Here is a 16,881-nt window from a genome sequence, read left to right as displayed (position 1 = left end):
CGGCCCGGCCTGACCTTCGGGGTCTCGGGGGCGTAGCCTTTATTTCCGCTGTCCATCACCTTGTGAAGCGGAAGAGGGCGGTTGCCGCCGTGTCGCCACAGTCCCCCAGTAACTCGAGCATTTCGACCGACGCAGACCAAGCGGGCAAGAACCCCGCTGCGGCGTTCGGCCCCAACGAGTGGCTCGTCGACGAGATCTATCAGCAGTACCTCCAGGACCCGAATTCGGTAGACCGAGCCTGGTGGGACTTCTTCGCCGACTACAAGCCCGGGGCGGCCGCCGCCCCGGCTCCGGCGGGTACTGCGGCCGCGGGGGCCGCAGAGACCACCACCCCGGCACCCGCCCCGGCTGCGCAGGCTCCGGCCGCCCCCGCGGTTCCCGCGCCCGCCCCGGCCGCCGCGAAGCCCGCGGCCGCCGCTCCGGCGCCCGCTCCCGCGAAGCCGGCCGCCGCGGCCCCTGCTCCGGCTCCGGCGAAGCCCGCCGCGGCCAAGCCTGCTGCGGCCAAGGCCGCGCCCGCGGCCGCGGCCCCCGACGGCCCGGAGCTGGTCACGCTGCGCGGCCCCGCCGCCGCCGTCGCGAAGAACATGAACGCCTCGCTGGAACTGCCCACGGCCACGTCCGTGCGCGCGGTCCCGGTGAAGCTGCTGTTCGACAACCGCATCGTCATCAACAACCACCTGAAGCGTGCCCGGGGCGGGAAGATCTCCTTCACGCACCTGATCGGCTACGCGATGGTGCAGGCCATCAAGGCCATGCCGTCGATGAACTGGCACTACGCGGAGAAGGACGGGAAGCCCACCCTCGTCAAGCCGCAGCACGTCAACTTCGGCCTGGCCATCGACCTGGTGAAGCCCAACGGCGACCGCCAGCTAGTCGTCGCCGGCATCAAGAAGGCCGAGACGCTGAACTTCTTCGAGTTCTGGCAGGCCTACGAGGACATCGTCCGCCGCGCCCGCGACGGCAAGCTGACGATGGACGACTTCACCGGTGTCACGGTCTCCCTGACCAACCCCGGCGGCCTCGGCACCGTCCACTCGGTCCCGCGTCTGATGCCCGGTCAGTCGGTCATCATGGGCGTCGGCTCCATGGACTACCCGGCGGAGTTCCAGGGCACCTCCCAGGACACCCTGAACAAGCTCGGCATCGCGAAGGTCATGACGCTCACGTCGACCTACGACCACCGGGTCATCCAGGGCGCCGCCTCCGGCGAGTTCCTGCGCGTCGTCGCGAACTACCTCCTCGGCGAGAACGGCTTCTACGACGAGATCTTCGAGGCCCTGCGCATCCCCTACGAGCCGGTCCGCTGGCTCAAGGACATCGACGCCTCGCACGACGACGACGTCACCAAGGCCGCGCGCGTCTTCGAGCTGATCCACTCCTACCGGGTCCGCGGCCACGTCATGGCCGACACCGACCCGCTGGAGTACCGCCAGCGCAAGCACCCCGACCTGGACATCACCGAGCACGGCCTCACCCTGTGGGACCTGGAGCGCGAGTTCGCCGTCGGCGGCTTCTCCGGCAAGTCCCTCATGAAGCTGCGCGACATCCTCGGCGTGCTGCGCGACTCGTACTGCCGCACCACCGGCATCGAGTTCATGCACATCCAGGACCCCAAGCAGCGCAAGTGGATCCAGGACCGCATCGAGCGCCCGCACTCCAAGCCGGAGCGCGAGGAACAGCTGCGCATCCTGCGCCGCCTGAACGCGGCGGAGGCCTTCGAGACCTTCCTGCAGACGAAGTACGTCGGCCAGAAGCGCTTCTCCCTGGAGGGCGGCGAGTCCGTCATCCCGCTGCTGGACGCGGTCCTCGACAGCGCGGCGGAGTCCCGGCTGGACGAGGTCGTCATCGGCATGGCCCACCGCGGCCGCCTGAACGTGCTCGCGAACATCGTCGGCAAGTCGTACGCGCAGATCTTCCGCGAGTTCGAGGGCAACCTCGACCCGAAGTCGATGCACGGCTCCGGCGACGTGAAGTACCACCTGGGCGCTCAGGGCACCTTCACCGGCCTGGACGGCGAGCAGATCAAGGTCACGCTGGCCGCCAACCCGTCCCACCTGGAGACGGTCGACCCGGTCATCGAGGGCATCGTCCGCGCCCGGCAGGACATCATCAACAAGGGCGGCACGGACTTCACGGTCCTGCCGGTCGCCCTGCACGGTGACGCGGCCTTCGCGGGCCAGGGCGTGGTGGCCGAGACCCTGAACATGTCGCAGCTGCGCGGCTACCGCACCGGCGGCACGGTCCACATCGTCATCAACAACCAGGTCGGCTTCACGGCGGCGCCGGAGTCCTCGCGTTCGTCGATGTACGCCACCGACGTGGCCCGCATGATCGAGGCCCCGATCTTCCACGTGAACGGCGACGACCCGGAGGCCGTGGTCCGCGTCGCGCGGCTGGCCTTCGAGTTCCGTCAGGCGTTCAACAAGGACGTGGTGATCGACCTCATCTGCTACCGCCGCCGCGGTCACAACGAGTCGGACAACCCGGCCTTCACCCAGCCCCTGATGTACGACCTGATCGACAAGAAGCGCTCGGTGCGCAAGCTGTACACCGAGTCGCTGATCGGTCGCGGCGACATCACCCTGGAAGAGGCCGAGCAGGCCCTGCAGGACTACCAGGGCCAGCTGGAGAAGGTCTTCACGGAGGTCCGCGAGGCCATCGCCCAGCCGGGTGTCGCCCCGGTGTCGGACCCTCAGGCCGAGTTCCCGGTCCCGGTGACCACCGCGATCTCCTCGGAGGTCGTGAAGCGGATCGCCGAGTCCCAGGTCAACATCCCCGACACCTTCCACGTCCACCCGCGTCTGCTGCCGCAGCTGCAACGCCGGGCGACGATGGTCGAGGACGGCACGATCGACTGGGGCATGGGCGAGACCCTGGCCATCGGCTCCCTGCTCCTGGAGGGCACCCCGGTGCGCCTCTCGGGCCAGGACTCCCGTCGCGGCACCTTCGGCCAGCGCCACGCGGTCCTCATCGACCGCGAGACGGGCGAGGACTTCACCCCGCTCCAGTACCTCGCCGAGGACCAGGCGCGCTACAACGTCTACGACTCCCTGCTCTCCGAGTACGCGGTCATGGGCTTCGAGTACGGCTACTCGCTGGCCCGTCCCGAGTCCCTCGTGATGTGGGAGGCGCAGTTCGGCGACTTCGTCAACGGCGCACAGACGATCGTCGACGAGTACATCTCGGCGGCCGAGCAGAAGTGGGGCCAGACCTCCGGCGTCACGCTGCTGCTCCCGCACGGCTACGAGGGCCAGGGCCCGGACCACTCCTCGGCTCGCGTCGAGCGCTTCCTGCAGCTGTGCGCGCAGAACAACATGACGGTCGCGATGCCGACCCTCCCGTCGAACTACTTCCACCTCCTGCGGTGGCAGGTGCACAACCCGCACCACAAGCCGCTGGTGGTCTTCACCCCGAAGTCGATGCTGCGCCTCAAGGCCGCCGCGTCGAAGACGGAGGAGTTCACGTCGGGTCAGTTCCGCCCCGTCATCGGCGACTCGACGGTCGACCCGGCCGCGGTCCGCAAGGTCGTCTTCGTGTCGGGCAAGCTGTACTACGACCTGGAGGCCGAGCGCACCAAGCGCGGCGCCACGGACGTGGCGTTCGTCCGCGTCGAGCGGCTGTACCCGCTGCCGGGCGCCGAGCTCCAGGCGGAGATCGCCAAGTACCCGAACGTCGAGAAGTACCTGTGGGCCCAGGAGGAGCCGGCGAACCAGGGTCCCTGGCCGTTCATCGCCCTCAACCTGATCGACCACCTGGACCTGGCGGTCGGCGCGGACATTCCGCACGGCGAGCGTCTGCGGCGGATCTCGCGTCCGCACGGCTCGTCCCCGGCGGTCGGTTCCGCGAAGCGGCACCAGGCCGAGCAGGAGCAGCTGGTGCGTGAGGTGTTCGAGGCGTAGTCGCGACCTCTGTCACGCGCGGCCGGGCCGCACCCCCGAGCGGGGTGCGGCCCGGCCGTTTCAGCACACTTATCCTTGACCTCATGTACTTCACGGACCGTGGCATCGAAGAACTGGAGAAGCGGCGTGGCGAAGAAGAAGTCACCTTCGAGTGGCTCGCCGAACAGCTGCGGACGTTCGTCGATCTGAATCCGGACTTCGAAGTGCCGGTGGAGCGCCTGGCGACGTGGCTGGCGCGGCTGGACGACGAGGACGAGGACGACTGACAGCGCGACCGGCCGTCAGTCGCGCGGCCGCATCAGCTCGTACGCCACCCCCACCGCCCCGTTCGCCAGCAGCAGCGCGCCCGCCAGGGTCCATCCCCCGCTGCGCCGCCGCAGGCCCCACACGGTGAGCGGGAGGCCCGTTGCCGCCTGGGCCAGGGACAGGGCACGCGCCTTCGGGGTGCCTGCCCAGGGCATCCAGGGGCCCAGCCGACTGCGGTCGACCGCGTCGAGTTGCGTGCGCACCGCCTCGTGCCGGCCCGGCCACTCGATCTGCTGGGCGTCCGTCCGGCCGGACGCGATCTCGTGGAGGCGGTCGGCGGGTTCGCCGGGGGCGAGGCCGGCCGGTAGGGACACCCCCGCGCGCGTGAGGACCGCGAGCAGACCGCGCAGCCGCGCGCGGGCGTCCGCTCCGGGGTCCGGTTTCGTCAGTTCTTCGAGGGACTGCAGATCCCGTACGGGGTCCAGGCCCAGGCGGGTGGCGAAGGTGTGCATCGCCTCGTCCTCGCCGGCCGGCGTGCCCTTCGCGAGCCAGATGTAGCCGACCGGTCGGCGGAAGCCGGACGCGAGCGTGTATCCGGCGCGGTCTGCGTCCCACCACAGGGCGAGCACGGGCCAGGAGGCGCCGACGGCGAGGGCGGTGGCCCAGCCGGTCAGGACGCGGTCGACGGGTTCATCGCCGTACAGCCACGGCGAACCCTCGGGGACGAGCACGCTCCAACCCGAGCCCGCGCCGGTGAGCAGCATGTGCTCGCGCAGCAGGTGGGCGGCCGGTGCGACGGACCCTGGTTCCGCCCGGCAGAGCAGCAGGGCGCCGGGGGCGGTGTCGGCAGGACCGGCGGGACCGCTGCGAGGGACTTCCGTCGACATGGTCACAAACTAGGGCGATTCCTTCCATCGGTCATTTTCAGGGACGCCCATCGGTCATTTTCGGGGAGGCGCGGGAAGTGCGGATCACCAGAACGTGTGTCTCGACGTGTCTTGACTTTCGACGGCCGCGATATATCGTGAATTACAGGAGACGCGATATGGCGCGTTGCGACGGGGAGGTCTGCACCATGTCCGAGTGGTCCGTCACGGAACCCAGGAAACTGACGTTCGACGAGCCCGTACAAGAGCTCCACGTACGCATCGTCAACGGAACGGTGAACGTGGTGGGGACCGACGAGGGTTCCTCCCGACTCGAGGTCACCCAGATCGAGGGACCACCACTGGCGGTGACCCAGCGGGGCGGCACCCTGACCGTGGCCTACGAGGACCTCCCCTGGAAGGGCTTCCTCAAGTGGCTCGACCGCAAGGGCTGGCGGCGCAGCGCCGCCGTCTCCCTCGCCGTCCCGGCCGGCACGCGCGTCGAGGTGGGTGTCGTCGGCGCCGCGGCCGTGGTGTCCGGGCTCGACGGACGCGCGGAGGTCAAGGGCGTCACCGGTGACACCACCCTGGTGAGGCTGACCGGCCCGGTCCGCGCGGACACCGTCTCGGGGAACGTGGAGGCGCAGGCGCTCAGCGGAGACCTCCGGTTCAACTCCGTCTCCGGGGACCTGACCGTGGTCGAGGCGGGGTCGTCCGTCAAGGCGGACTCGGTGAGCGGCTCGATGATCGTCGACCTCGACCCGGCCGGCCGTCCGACCGACATCAACCTGACCAGCGTCTCGGGCGAGATCGCCATCCGGCTCCCCCACCCGGCGGACGCGCAGGTGGAGGCGAACACCGCGAGCGGCTCCGTCTCCAACGCCTTCGAGGACCTCCGGGTCAGCGGCCAATGGGGCGCCAAGAGGATCACCGGCCGGCTCGGCGCGGGCAGCGGCAGCCTGAAGGCGACGACCGTCTCGGGCTCGATCGCCCTGCTGCGCAGGCCTCCGGCCGAGGACGAGCCCTGGGACGTGGAACCCGAGGACATCGACCTTGAGGACATCCGCACCGAGGACATCCGACCGCCGGCCGAAGAGACGGCCGCGGAGGCCGGCCCGGCAGACACCCCGGCGGCCGAACCGCACGGCGACTCGGGGGACAATTCTGTTTCCGGCGGGGGCGACGGTGCGAGTGACGCCCCGGCCGACGGCACGACCGACAAGAAGGTGCTCTGACATGCCCCCCGTCTTCGCCCATGGCCGCCTCCGCCTCTACCTGCTGAAGCTGCTGGACGAGGCCCCGCGCCACGGCTACGAGGTGATCCGCCTCCTGGAGGAGCGCTTCCAGGGGCTGTACGCACCGTCGGCGGGCACCGTCTACCCCCGTCTGGCCAAGCTGGAGGCCGAGGGCCTGGTCACCCACACCACCGAGGGCGGCCGCAAGGTCTACGCCATCACGGAGGCGGGCCGCGCCGAACTGGCCGACCGCAGCGGCGAGTTGGCTGACCTGGAGCTGGAGATCCGCGAGTCGGTCGCGGAGCTCGCCGCCGAGATCAGGGCCGATGTGCGCGGCGCGGCGGGTGACCTGCGGCGCGAGATGCGGGCGGCGGCCAGCGAGGCGCGCCGCGGCGGTGGCACCAAGGGCCGCGATGAGCAGGACGCCCCCTTGGGGGACTTCGCCGACTACGCCGACAAGGAGGCGTGGCGTACCGCCAAGGAGGAGATGCGCCGCGTCAAGCAGGAGTGGAAGGAGCAGGCCCGGCGCGCCAAGGACGAAAGCCGAAGGGCCCGCGACGAGGCACAGCGGGCCAGGCGCCAAGCCAAGGAGGCGCAGGAGCGGGTCCGGGCCCAGGCGCAGGAGGAGCTTCAGCGCATCGGCCGACGGGTGCAGGAACAGGTACAGGACCACTTCGCACGGGGTGACTGGCCCACGGGGGTACGCGAGGGCCTGACCGAACTGGCCAAGGAGTTCGGGGACTTCGGAAAGGACTTCGGCAAGGAGTTCGGGAAGGACTTCGGGTTCGGCCGGGGCACCGCCGCCGGCGCCTCGGCACCGCGGCCCGAGTACTCGCACACCAAGGAGGACTTCCCCGCCGAGTACGAACCGTCCTGGGCGCACGAGGATGCCACCGGCGACCCGACCCGCGACCTGGACCGCCTGCTCGACCGCTTCCGGGACGACATCCGCGACGCGGCCCGCGACCACGGCGTCACGGACGATCAGCTCAGCGACGCCCGTCGCCACCTGTCGACGGCGGCGGCACACATCGGCGCCATACTGCGCGGGCCGAGGGTCTGAGCCACGGCGTCGGAGGCCGCTTCATGTGGCGGTGCGCCCGGCGAAGCCTCAGGCACCGCCACATGAAGAGGCCCTCCCTGCCGTCCAGCGAGCGGAAGGCGTAACCGACGCCCGCGGCACCGAGGTTGACGCCGAGGGGCAGCGCGCAGGAGTCCAGTCGGGCCACCGGCCGCCACTCCTCGCCGGGCCTCTCCCCACCCTGGAGCAGATACGCGAGACGACGCCCTCCAGGGCGAACCGGGTGTGCGCGCCCGCCCCCGCTCAGCCGGCCTTCGCTTCTCCGCTGCCGTACAGCACCCGGGTCAGCGACTCGTGCGTGACGCCATGGTCGGCGAGGAGTTCGGTGGACAGGCCGGGACGGACGGTCAGGGCCAGGAGGATGTGCTCGTCTCCGATGTGCCGGTCGCCGTGGGCGACGGCGATGCGCAGCGACTTCTCAAGGGTCTGCTTGGCAGCACGGCTGAACGGACGGCGCCCGGACCACGAGCCCTTGTCCCTGCGGTCGCCGGACATGGCCCCGACGCCGTGCACCTCCTCGACCCGGGCGACGATCTCCGACACGTCGATCCCCAGCCCGGCCAGGGCGTCGGTCTCGGCCTGGGACAGTCCGGCCCGCCGTCGGGCCTCGGTCACCGCATCCCGTACCGACTCCTTGCGTTCACCGGCCACCCCGAGCGAGGCGAGCGCGAACGAGGCGCGAGTGCCTTCGTGGTCGAGGAGCGCGAGCAGCATGTGCTCGGCGTCGACGGCCGGTGCTCCCGCCCCGTCCGCGTGCGCAACGGCCTCCTGCACCACCACGCGGGCGTTCTTCGTGAACCGCTCGAACATCAATGCCTCCCGTACTTCTTGTGCACGGCCTGCCTGCTCACACCGAGTTCCGCGGCGATCTCCTGCCACGACCAGCCCTGGTTGCGCGCACTGCGCACCTGCACCGCCTCCAACTGCTCCAGCAGCCTGCGCAGTGCGGCGACGGCGCGCAGTCCGACCCGTGGATCGCGGTCGCCCGCGCGCTCGGCGAGATCCGTTGCTTCGGTCATGATGTCAACTTACATTGACACTCCGCCCCTGTCAATCATGGTTGACAAACGCAGACGGCCGACCTGGAGAGCAGCCAGGTCGGCCGTTGATGACAGGAGGTGCGGACGCGGCCCTCAGCCGTTGGTGAGCACGATCTTCCCGAACTGCTCGCCGGACGCCATCCGTTCGAAGCCCTCGCGGGCCCGGTCCATCGACATCACCTCGTCGATGACGGGGCGCACTCCGGTGGCGGCGCAGAAGGAGAGCAGGTCCTCCAGTTCGTCCTTGGTGCCCATCGTGGAGCCGACGACCTTGAGCTCCAGGAAGAAGATGCGGGTCAGTTCGGCGTGCGAGGGCCGGTCACCGCTCGTCGCACCGGAGATGACGAGCGTGCCGCCGGGCTTCAGCGACTTCACGGAGTGCGACCAGGTCGCCGCGCCGACGGTCTCGATGACGGCGTCCACCCGCTGCGGCAGCCGGGCCCCCGACTCGACCGCCTCGACGGCACCCAGTTCCACGGCGCGCTTTCGCTTGGCCTCGTCGCGGCTGGTGGCGAAGACCCGCAGCCCCGCGGCCTTCCCGAGCACGATCGCGGCGGTGGCGACACCACCGCCGGCGCCCTGGACGAGGACCGAATCGCCGGGCCGTACACCCGCGTTGGTGAAGAGCATGCGGTACGCCGTCAGCCAGGCCGTCGGCAGACAGGCGGCCTCCTCGAAGGAGAGCTCCTTGGGCTTGGGCAGGATGTTCCAGGTCGGCACGGCGACCTGCTCGGCGAAGGTGCCCTGGTAGTGCTCGGTGAGGATGGAACGGGGTTCCTTGGGGCCGACTCCGTGACCGCTCTGTCCGATCACGGAGTGCAGGACGACCTCGTTGCCGTCCTCGTCGACGCCGGCGGCGTCGCAGCCGAGGATCATCGGCAGTTTGTCCTCGGGCAGACCCACGCCCTTGAGGGACCAGAGGTCGTGGTGGTTGAGGGAGGCGGCCCTGACGTTGACGACACTCCAGCCGGACCGGGCCTGGGGAGCCGGACGGTCCCCCAGTTCAAGGCCGTTGAGCGGCTGGTCGCGGTCGATTCGGGCGGCGTAGACGGCGAACATGAAGTTGACCATAGGCGGCGCCCTGCCTCGACGGAACCGGGAGGCGCTGTGACACACACCCTCTTGTCACAGGGTTGGCGCTGCGGCATCCCGACCCGTCCCCGTGCCCCGTGCCCGTGCCCGTGCCCGTCCCCGTCCCCGTCCCCGGCGCATGGCAGCCCGTCCGGCGGCGAACCCGCACAGGCGCCGTCCACGCCTCGTCCACCCGAACGGGCGGGCGAGTGGGCAAAGAAATGGCCCCGCCCGAACGGACGGGGCCATTCAGCCGACGCGGAGAGTCAGCGCCGTGCAACACCTTCGGCCCGGGCGGCCGCCGCAACGGCCGCCGTGACCGCCGGAGCGACCCGCTCGTCGAAGGGCGACGGAATGACGTAGTCCGCGGCGAGGTCGTCGCCGACGACCCCCGCCAGCGCCTCGGCCGCCGCGATCTTCATGCCCTCGGTGATCCGGGAGGCCCGCACCTGCAGCGCACCGGCGAAGATGCCCGGGAACGCCAGCACGTTGTTGATCTGGTTCGGGAAGTCCGACCGCCCGGTCGCCACGACCGCCGCGTACTTGTGCGCGACGTCGGGGTGCACCTCGGGGTTCGGGTTGGCCATGGCGAACACGAACGCGCCCTCGGCCATCGAGGCGACGGCCTCCTCCGCGACCGTACCGCCGGAAACGCCGATGAAGACGTCGGCGCCCTCGAGCGCCGCCTCCAGCGACCCGGTGATCCCCGCCTTGTTCGTGAACCCGGCGAGCTCACGCTTGACCGGCGTGAGGTCTTCCCGGTCGGCCGAGACGACGCCCTTGCGGTCCGCGACGGCGACATCGCCGATGCCGGCCTCGACCAGCATCTTGGCGATGGCGACACCGGCCGCACCGGCGCCGGAGATGACGGCCCGCAGATCGGCGAGCCCCTTCCCGGTGAGCCGCGCGGCGTTGCGCAGGGCCGCCAGCGTCACGACCGCCGTGCCGTGCTGGTCGTCGTGGAAGACCGGGATGTCGACCCGCTCCTGGAGCTTGCGCTCGATCTCGAAGCACCGCGGTGCCGAGATGTCCTCCAGGTTGACGCCGCCGAAGGACGGGGCGAGCCGCACCACGGTCTCGACGATCTCGTCGACGTCCGTGCAGGCGAGCGCGATCGGCACGGCGTCCACGCCGCCGAACTGCTTGAACAGAATCGCCTTGCCTTCCATCACCGGAAGGGAGGCCTCGGGGCCGATGTCCCCGAGCCCGAGCACGGCCGTGCCATCGGTGACCACGGCCACCACGGACGACTTCCACGTGTAGTCGTGGACGAGTGCCGGCTGCTCGGCGATCGCGGTGCACACCCGCGCGACGCCCGGTGTGTATGCGAGGGACAGGTCGTCCTTGTCACGGACCGGCACGGTGGCCTGCACAGCCATCTTGCCGCCGCGGTGCAGCGCGAACGCGGGATCGAAGGAATCGAGGGGCTCGGCCCCGCCGTCCTGATCCGTTTTGCTGTCGCTGCGAGGATTGACGATCTCCGCTGCCACTTTGTTTTACCCCTTAAGTCTTCATTTGGTTGAGGGTGGCCACTCCTGGTGAGGGGTGGGCGGGCACCGCGTCCGGCCCGGTTTCGGTGATGCGTACGGGCCGTACGCGACGGGCGCGCCGCACACGCGCCCTGAGCCCCGGATGAGGGGTGTAAAGAACCTTCTTACCGGACGCACTGGGCCGAGACGAGTCCAATAAGTCCAAGGTCACACCGTGGAACCGGAAGGTCACGTCCCGGTGACAAGGATCGTCACGAAATATGGGGACACGTCCTCGACGAACCCTTGACCAGCGGTCGAACAGTGATCAATGCCTCGGAGTACACGTCCCGTATCACGCGACGGGCCGAAGATCCTCCGGCCGGAATGGAGGATTCCCGCAGATGATCCGGCCAGGTTGTACCAACCTGGTGCGTTTCGGGGGGCACCCGTTATCCGATTTTGACATGGCGGGTCGTCTGAACGGCTTAGTCCGAATGGCAAGATGCCGTAAACACACGAGGTCGCGACACCCGAAGGTGTGTGCTCTCGTCGACTCATCGGCAACTCCACCCATCCGCCGGAGGAACCCAAAATGACCGCAAGCTCCACCCGTCGTACGACCGCCGCACGCACCCGTCTGGCCGCGGTCGGTGCGATCGCGGTCGCAGGCGCCCTGATCCTCACCGGTTGCGGTGACCAGACCAAGAACAAGGACTCGGCCAGCAGCAGCGCGTCGACGAGCACGGCGCCGCTGGCCGACAAGCTGCCGGCCTCGATCCGCGACGCGGGTGTCATCAAGGTCGGTTCGGACATCGCGTACGCGCCGGTCGAGTTCAAGGACAGCTCCGGCAACACGGCCGGCATCGACCCCGACCTCGCGGCCGCCATGGGCAAGCAGCTCGGCGTCAAGTTCGACTTCCAGAACGGCACCTTCGACACCCTGATCACGGGTCTGCGCTCCAAGCGGTACGACATCGCCATGTCCGCGATGACCGACACCAAGGACCGCCAGGAGGGCATCGACTCCGAGACCGGCAAGAAGGTCGGCGAGGGCGTCGACTTCGTCGACTACTTCAACGCCGGTGTCTCGATCTACACCAAGAAGGGCGACGACCAGGGCATCAAGTCGTGGTCCGACCTGTGCGGCAAGAAGATCGCGGTGCAGCGCGGCACGGTCTCCGAGGACCTCGCCAAGGCCGAGGCCAAGAAGTGCCCGGCCGGCAAGAAGCTCGCCATCGAGTCCTTCGACAACGACCAGCAGGCCCAGACCCGCGTCCGCGCGGGCGGCGTCAACGCCGGCTCCTCGGACTTCCCGGTCGCCGCGTACGCCGTGAAGACCTCCGGCGGCGGCAAGGACTTCCAGATCGTCGGCGACCAGGTCGAGGCCGCCCCGTACGGCATCGCGGTCGCCAAGAGCAGCACCCAGCTGCGGGACGCCCTGAAGGCCGCGCTCGACGCGATCATCAAGAGCGGCGAGTACGACAAGATCATCCAGAAGTGGGGCGTCGCCGATGGCTCCGTCAAGGCAGCCACCGTCAACGGCGGCAAGTGACCGCGGCCCGCGGCCACTGAAAGGCAATACCCGTGACTGCTGACATCGACAAGACGGCGGGCCCCGAGGACACTCCCCCGGCCGGACCGGAGGCCATCAAGGCCATCCCGGTCCGGCACTACGGGCGGTACGTCTCCGCCGTGATCGCGATCGGGGTCCTGGTCGCGATCATCTACGCGTTCGCCCAGGGCAAGATCAACTGGGGTGCCGTTCCGGACTACTTCTTCGACAGCCGCATCCTCAAGGGCGTCGGCCAGACGATGCTCCTGACGGTGACCTCGATGGTGATCGGCATCGCCGGCGGCGTCCTGCTCGCCGTCATGCGCCTGTCGAAGAACCCGGTGACCTCGTCCATCGCGTGGTTCTACATCTGGTTCTTCCGCGGTACCCCGGTCCTGGTCCAGCTGTTCGTCTGGTTCAACCTGGGTCTGGTCTTCGAGTACATCAACCTCGGTCCGATCTACAAGAACTACTGGTCGGACTTCATGACGCCGTTCCTGACGGCGCTGCTCGGCCTCGGTCTCAACGAGGCCGCGTACATGGCCGAGATCTGCCGTGCCGGCCTGCTCTCGGTCGACGAAGGACAGACGGAGGCGTCGCACGCCCTCGGCATGAGCCACGGCAAGACCCTGCGACGCATCGTCATCCCGCAGGCCATGCGCGTGATCGTGCCGCCCACGGGCAACGAGGTCATCAACATGCTGAAGACCACCTCGCTGGTCTCGGCAGTGCAGTATCCCGAACTCCTGCGCTATGCCCAGGACATCGGGCAGACCTCCGGCGCCCCGGTGGAGATGCTGTTCCTGGCCGCCGCCTGGTACCTGATCCTCACCTCGGTCCTGAGCGTCGGGCAGTACTACATCGAGCGGTACTACGCCCGCGGCTCCAGCCGCAGCCTGCCGCCCACACCGTGGCAGAGGATCAGGAAGAACCTGCTGTCCATCGGCCGTCCGAAGGGAGGCACGGCATGACCGACAAGCTCAGCAAGACGGACGCGCCCGTGCGCGACTCCAGCATCCCGATGGTCAAGGCGGAGGGCGTCCACAAGTCCTTCGGCCCCCTTGAGGTCCTCAGTGGCATCGACCTGGAGGTGAGGTCCGGCGAGGTCTTCTGCCTCATCGGCCCCTCCGGCTCCGGCAAGTCGACTTTCCTCCGGTGCATCAACCACCTGGAGAAGATCAACGCCGGGCGGCTGTCGGTCGACGGGGAACTGGTCGGCTATCGCCAGAAGGGCGACAAGCTGTACGAGCTGAAGGACAGCGAGGTCGCGGTCAAGCGCCGGGACATCGGCATGGTCTTCCAGCGCTTCAACCTGTTCCCGCACATGACGGCCGTGGAGAACGTCATGGAGGCCCCGGTCCAGGTCAAGGGTGTCAGCCGGTCCCAGGCCCGGGAGCGCGCCCATCAGTTGCTGGAGCGGGTCGGCCTCGCCGACAAGGCCGCCGGCTACCCCTCGCAGCTCTCCGGCGGCCAGCAGCAGCGCGTCGCGATCGCCCGGGCGCTCGCCATGGACCCGAAGCTGATGCTCTTCGACGAGCCGACCTCGGCCCTCGACCCGGAGCTGGTCGGCGACGTCCTCGACGTCATGCGCGACCTGGCCGAGTCCGGCATGACGATGATCGTCGTCACTCACGAGATGGGCTTCGCCCGCGAGGTCGGCGACAGCCTGGTCTTCATGGACGGCGGCGTGGTGGTCGAATCCGGCCACCCGCGCGACGTCCTGACGAACCCTCAGCACGAGCGGACGCAGTCGTTCCTGTCGAAGGTTCTCTGACCTGGACCTGGTAGGGATCGGCAAAGGGCCGGTGCGGAAGGGAATCTCCCTTCCGCACCGGCCCTTTGCATCGCACTGCTCCTTTGCCTCCCACCCCTGACGCTCGCGGAGCGGCTTCGCGTGCACGGCACGTCCCCCGGAAGGCGCCATACCGCATCGGCACGGCTATCTCACTTCAGGGCCAGGACCAGCGTGTCCGACGGCGAGCACCACACCGCCCGTGCCTCCCCGAACCCCTTCTCGCGCAGCACGCGCGCGTGCCACTGCACGGACGGCATGTCCCCGTCGGCATGCTCGCCATAGATCTCGAAGCGGCGGGCGGTGGGCTCGCCGAGGGCGGGATCCTTCGCCGCCGCCTGCCACCACTCCGCCCAGTCCAGGGCGCCGTCGCGCATGGCCTGATCCATGCGGGCGTGCCGCTGGGTGCGTTCCGCCGCGTTGATCCTGGGCGTGGTCTCGTCGATCATGTGGTCGGCGTTCATGAAGACGCCGCCGTGGCGGACGAGTTCCGCGATCCGGCCGTAGAGGGCGGCGAGTGGGTCGCTGTGCAGCCAGTGGAGGGCCGTGGCGGTGAGTACCGCGTCGTACGTGTCGTACGGCAGCCGTGCGGGCCAGTCGGGGTCCTTGAGGTCGGCCTCGACGAAGGTGACCCGGTCGTCCCCCTCGAAGGTGCCGCGGGCGATGGCGAGCAGGGCCGGGTCGAGGTCGACGCCGGTGCTGACGGCCTCCGGAAAGCGGCTCAGCAGCCGCGCCGTGATGCTGCCGGTGCCGCAGGCGAGATCCAGGATGCGCGGCTCGGGCCCGACACAGGCCTCGACCATGTCGAGCATGATCCGGAACCGCTCCTCGCGGTCCGGCATGTACCACTCCTGCTGTCGGTCCCAGCTCTTCTGCCAGGCCTGCCAGTCGGTGCGCGCCGCACCGGTTTGGGTCGTGGCGTTCATGGAGTCCCCTTCTCCCGTCCGTCGCGTAATACCCTGGGAGGTTAGGCAGCCGTTACCTCCTCCCGCACACGACCATAGAGCTCCTCTGTAAGGACTACAAGTGGAACTGGCCTATTACTCCGACTACGCCGTGCGACTCGTCAACACGGAGGAGCCGACGCGGGGCAACGACTCCCTGACCTCGGTCGGGGCCGTCCGCGAGCTGTTCGGCGCCAACGCGTCGGCGGCCCGGCGCGCCACCGACGCCGACGTCACCCGCTTCCGCTCGGTCCGGGCCCGGCTGCGCGCGGTCTTCGAGGCGGCGGACAAGGGGGACGAGACGCTCGCGGTCGACCTGCTCAACTCGCTGCTGCTGGAGTTCCCGGTGAGCCCGCAGATCTCGGGCCATGACCACCGGGACGACGACGGCCGCCCGCTGTGGCACATGCACCTGGCGGACCACCCGTCGAACGCCACCGCGGGCTTCGCGGCCATCGCGGCGATGGGCCTGGCGTTCCATCTGACGGAGTACGGCGTCGACCGTCTGGGCCTGTGCGAGGCGGCGCCGTGCCGCAACGCCTACCTGGACACGTCGACGAACCGCTCCCGGCGCTACTGCTCCGACCGATGCGCGACCCGCGCCAACGTGGCCGCCTACCGCGCCCGCAAGCGCCTGGAGGCCGACCGGTCCGGGAAGACGGGCCTGGCGGCCGACAGCGCCCAGCGCGCGAGCGCGAACGGCGAGCGCTGATCCGCCCTGAGCGGCCGGTACCGAAAGCGCACCCGGCCCAGCACCAGCTCCTCCGGTACGGTCCCGTAGTCCGTGCTGTCGCCGCCCGCGTAGGCGTTGTCGCCGAGCACCCACCAGCCGCCCTCGCGGCGCTCCGTCGCACGCTTGACGACCAGCAGGTCCTGCTGGAACGGATGCCTCAGGACGACCACGTCACCGGGCCTGACCCGAGCCCCGTACTGCACCACGAGAAGGTCCCCGTGGTGGAGCGTGGGCACCATGGACGGGCCGGTCACCTCGGCCGTCCCGAAGGGCAGCAGCGCCCGCCCACGCTCGATCTCCTGCGACAGCTCCGGCATACCCGGCACCTCCCCGGTACGTTCCTCCACCAGTCTCAGTCTGACCCCGGACTTTTGTCCTAAGCCCATGGGGGCACTCGCGAAAACGCCTCCCCCAGGGAGTAATGTCGCACCTGAGAAGACGATCACGAGGAAGGAACGCTCCATGCTTTCCCGCCTGTTTGCCCCCAAGGTCAAGGTCAGCGCACACTGCGACCTGCCCTGCGGTGTGTACGACCCGGCCCAGGCCCGCATCGAGGCGGAGTCGGTGAAGGCCGTGCAGGACAAGATGGCCGCCAACGACGACCCGCACTTCCAGGCGCGCGCCACCGTCATCAAGGAGCAGCGCGCCGAGCTCGCGAAGCACCACGTCTCGGTGCTCTGGAGCGACTACTTCAAGCCCCCGCACTTCGAGAAGTACCCGGAGCTGCACCAGCTGGTCAACGACGCCCTGAAGGCCCTCTCGGCCGCCAAGGCGTCCACCGACCCGGCCACGGGTCAGAAGGCCCTGGACTACATCGCCCAGATCGACAAGATCTTCTGGGAGACCAAGAAGGCCTGACGAACGCCCCGTTCGCGAGGACCGGCGATCGGTGCACCATCGCAGGTCCACGGGCACACCGAAGGGGTCCGACCGGGCAACCGGCCGGACCC

General features: G+C 69.4%; 16 protein-coding genes. 9 read left to right on the top strand and 7 right to left on the bottom strand.

Translation table 11 applies throughout. The annotated features are described in order from the left end of the window. The first annotated feature begins 89 nt into the window (after window positions 1-89). Both OG870_RS31040 and OG870_RS31035 read left to right on the top strand, forming a co-directional pair. Entirely contained in the window at window positions 90-3,899 is a 3,810-nt protein-coding gene (locus OG870_RS31040; RefSeq protein WP_266521442.1) for a multifunctional oxoglutarate decarboxylase/oxoglutarate dehydrogenase thiamine pyrophosphate-binding subunit/dihydrolipoyllysine-residue succinyltransferase subunit, read from the top strand. Window positions 3,900-3,982: 83 nt separating this feature from the next. Next, window positions 3,983-4,165: a DUF6104 family protein gene (locus OG870_RS31035; protein ID WP_031091411.1), complete on the top strand. Its 183-nt coding sequence runs from the start codon at window positions 3,983-3,985 to the stop codon at window positions 4,163-4,165. A 15-nt stretch (window positions 4,166-4,180) separates the two neighbouring features. Here OG870_RS31035 and OG870_RS31030 read toward each other — a convergent pair whose 3' ends face one another. Then, window positions 4,181-5,032: a hypothetical protein gene (locus tag OG870_RS31030; protein ID WP_266843970.1), complete on the bottom strand. Its 852-nt coding sequence runs from the start codon at window positions 5,030-5,032 to the stop codon at window positions 4,181-4,183. A gap of 188 nt (window positions 5,033-5,220) precedes the next feature. Here OG870_RS31030 and OG870_RS31025 point away from each other — a divergent pair, with 188 nt between their 5' ends. Then, window positions 5,221-6,246 carry a DUF4097 family beta strand repeat-containing protein gene (locus OG870_RS31025; RefSeq protein ID WP_266843972.1) on the top strand — a complete coding sequence of 342 codons (1,026 nt, stop codon included), beginning with the start codon at window positions 5,221-5,223 and terminating at the stop codon, window positions 6,244-6,246. 1 nt (window position 6,247) lies between these two features. Then, window positions 6,248-7,309, top strand: a complete 1,062-nt coding sequence (locus OG870_RS31020; RefSeq protein WP_266589872.1) for a PadR family transcriptional regulator — start codon at window positions 6,248-6,250, stop codon at window positions 7,307-7,309. Window positions 7,310-7,570: 261 nt separating this feature from the next. Here the strand turns inward: OG870_RS31020 and OG870_RS31015 are convergent, their stop codons facing one another. From OG870_RS31015 to OG870_RS31000, 4 genes are all read right to left on the bottom strand, one after another. Further along, window positions 7,571-8,137 (bottom strand): Clp protease N-terminal domain-containing protein, encoded by a 567-nt coding sequence (locus tag OG870_RS31015; protein ID WP_266843974.1) that lies wholly within the window; start codon window positions 8,135-8,137, stop codon window positions 7,571-7,573. Then, on the bottom strand, window positions 8,137-8,346 hold the full coding sequence (locus OG870_RS31010; RefSeq protein WP_016437953.1) for a helix-turn-helix domain-containing protein: 210 nt from the start codon (window positions 8,344-8,346) through the stop codon (window positions 8,137-8,139). The genes OG870_RS31015 and OG870_RS31010 overlap by 1 nt, the downstream gene beginning before the upstream one ends. Before the next feature lie 114 nt (window positions 8,347-8,460). Next, window positions 8,461-9,426, bottom strand: a complete 966-nt coding sequence (locus tag OG870_RS31005) for a zinc-binding dehydrogenase (RefSeq protein ID WP_266843975.1) — start codon at window positions 9,424-9,426, stop codon at window positions 8,461-8,463. A gap of 278 nt (window positions 9,427-9,704) precedes the next feature. Continuing rightward, a complete protein-coding gene (locus tag OG870_RS31000; protein WP_266521426.1) occupies window positions 9,705-10,928 on the bottom strand; it encodes an NAD(P)-dependent malic enzyme in 1,224 nt (407 codons plus the stop codon). Between the two features lie 574 nt (window positions 10,929-11,502). Between OG870_RS31000 and OG870_RS30995 the strand changes: the two genes are divergently transcribed. From OG870_RS30995 to OG870_RS30985, 3 genes are read left to right on the top strand one after another with little or no spacing between them, the layout of a single operon-like run. Then, the gene (locus OG870_RS30995) at window positions 11,503-12,462 is read left to right on the top strand and encodes an ABC transporter substrate-binding protein (protein WP_266521424.1); all 960 of its coding nucleotides are present in this window, start codon (window positions 11,503-11,505) and stop codon (window positions 12,460-12,462) included. Window positions 12,463-12,494: 32 nt separating this feature from the next. Further along, the gene (locus OG870_RS30990; protein WP_266521422.1) at window positions 12,495-13,433 is read left to right on the top strand and encodes an amino acid ABC transporter permease; all 939 of its coding nucleotides are present in this window, start codon (window positions 12,495-12,497) and stop codon (window positions 13,431-13,433) included. Then, window positions 13,430-14,236 carry an amino acid ABC transporter ATP-binding protein gene (locus OG870_RS30985; protein WP_323178456.1) on the top strand — a complete coding sequence of 269 codons (807 nt, stop codon included), beginning with the start codon at window positions 13,430-13,432 and terminating at the stop codon, window positions 14,234-14,236. Before OG870_RS30990 ends, OG870_RS30985 begins: the two co-directional genes overlap by 4 nt. 170 nt (window positions 14,237-14,406) lie before the next feature. Here the strand turns inward: OG870_RS30985 and OG870_RS30980 are convergent, their stop codons facing one another. Then, complete coding sequence (locus OG870_RS30980) at window positions 14,407-15,180, bottom strand: class I SAM-dependent methyltransferase (protein ID WP_266589864.1); 774 nt, start codon at window positions 15,178-15,180, stop codon at window positions 14,407-14,409. Window positions 15,181-15,280: 100 nt separating this feature from the next. Here OG870_RS30980 and OG870_RS30975 point away from each other — a divergent pair, with 100 nt between their 5' ends. Further along, window positions 15,281-15,910 (top strand): CGNR zinc finger domain-containing protein, encoded by a 630-nt coding sequence (locus OG870_RS30975; protein WP_266589862.1) that lies wholly within the window; start codon window positions 15,281-15,283, stop codon window positions 15,908-15,910. On the opposite strand, the gene sodX is transcribed toward OG870_RS30975, so the two are convergent. Beyond that, a complete protein-coding gene (gene sodX, locus OG870_RS30970; RefSeq protein ID WP_266592485.1) occupies window positions 15,814-16,248 on the bottom strand; it encodes a nickel-type superoxide dismutase maturation protease in 435 nt (144 codons plus the stop codon). The genes OG870_RS30975 and sodX overlap by 97 nt on opposite strands. A gap of 145 nt (window positions 16,249-16,393) precedes the next feature. Between sodX and sodN the strand changes: the two genes are divergently transcribed. Then, on the top strand, window positions 16,394-16,789 hold the full coding sequence (gene sodN, locus OG870_RS30965) for a superoxide dismutase, Ni (protein ID WP_005480378.1): 396 nt from the start codon (window positions 16,394-16,396) through the stop codon (window positions 16,787-16,789). The last annotated feature ends 92 nt before the right edge of the window (window positions 16,790-16,881 follow it).

The sequence above is a fragment of the Streptomyces sp. NBC_00461 genome (assembly GCF_036013935.1).
In the GTDB taxonomy this organism is placed as follows: Bacteria; Actinomycetota; Actinomycetes; order Streptomycetales; family Streptomycetaceae; genus Streptomyces.
This window is presented reverse-complemented; position numbering and strand designations above follow the sequence as displayed.

Bases quoted from the DNA above. Each gene is read 5' to 3' on its own strand.
- OG870_RS31035 (WP_031091411.1), top strand. From the start codon at position 3,983: ATGTACTTCACGGACCGTGGCATCGAAGAACTGGAGAAGCGGCGTGGC.
- OG870_RS31030 (WP_266843970.1), bottom strand. From the start codon at position 5,032: ATGTCGACGGAAGTCCCTCGCAGCGGTCCCGCCGGTCCTGCCGACACC.
- OG870_RS31025 (WP_266843972.1), top strand. From the start codon at position 5,221: ATGTCCGAGTGGTCCGTCACGGAACCCAGGAAACTGACGTTCGACGAG.
- OG870_RS31020 (WP_266589872.1), top strand. From the start codon at position 6,248: ATGCCCCCCGTCTTCGCCCATGGCCGCCTCCGCCTCTACCTGCTGAAG.
- OG870_RS31015 (WP_266843974.1), bottom strand. From the start codon at position 8,137: ATGTTCGAGCGGTTCACGAAGAACGCCCGCGTGGTGGTGCAGGAGGCC.
- OG870_RS31010 (WP_016437953.1), bottom strand. From the start codon at position 8,346: ATGACCGAAGCAACGGATCTCGCCGAGCGCGCGGGCGACCGCGATCCA.
- OG870_RS31005 (WP_266843975.1), bottom strand. From the start codon at position 9,426: ATGTTCGCCGTCTACGCCGCCCGAATCGACCGCGACCAGCCGCTCAAC.
- OG870_RS30995 (WP_266521424.1), top strand. From the start codon at position 11,503: ATGACCGCAAGCTCCACCCGTCGTACGACCGCCGCACGCACCCGTCTG.
- OG870_RS30985 (WP_323178456.1), top strand. From the start codon at position 13,430: ATGACCGACAAGCTCAGCAAGACGGACGCGCCCGTGCGCGACTCCAGC.
- OG870_RS30980 (WP_266589864.1), bottom strand. From the start codon at position 15,180: ATGAACGCCACGACCCAAACCGGTGCGGCGCGCACCGACTGGCAGGCC.
- sodX (WP_266592485.1), bottom strand. From the start codon at position 16,248: ATGCCGGAGCTGTCGCAGGAGATCGAGCGTGGGCGGGCGCTGCTGCCC.
- sodN (WP_005480378.1), top strand. From the start codon at position 16,394: ATGCTTTCCCGCCTGTTTGCCCCCAAGGTCAAGGTCAGCGCACACTGC.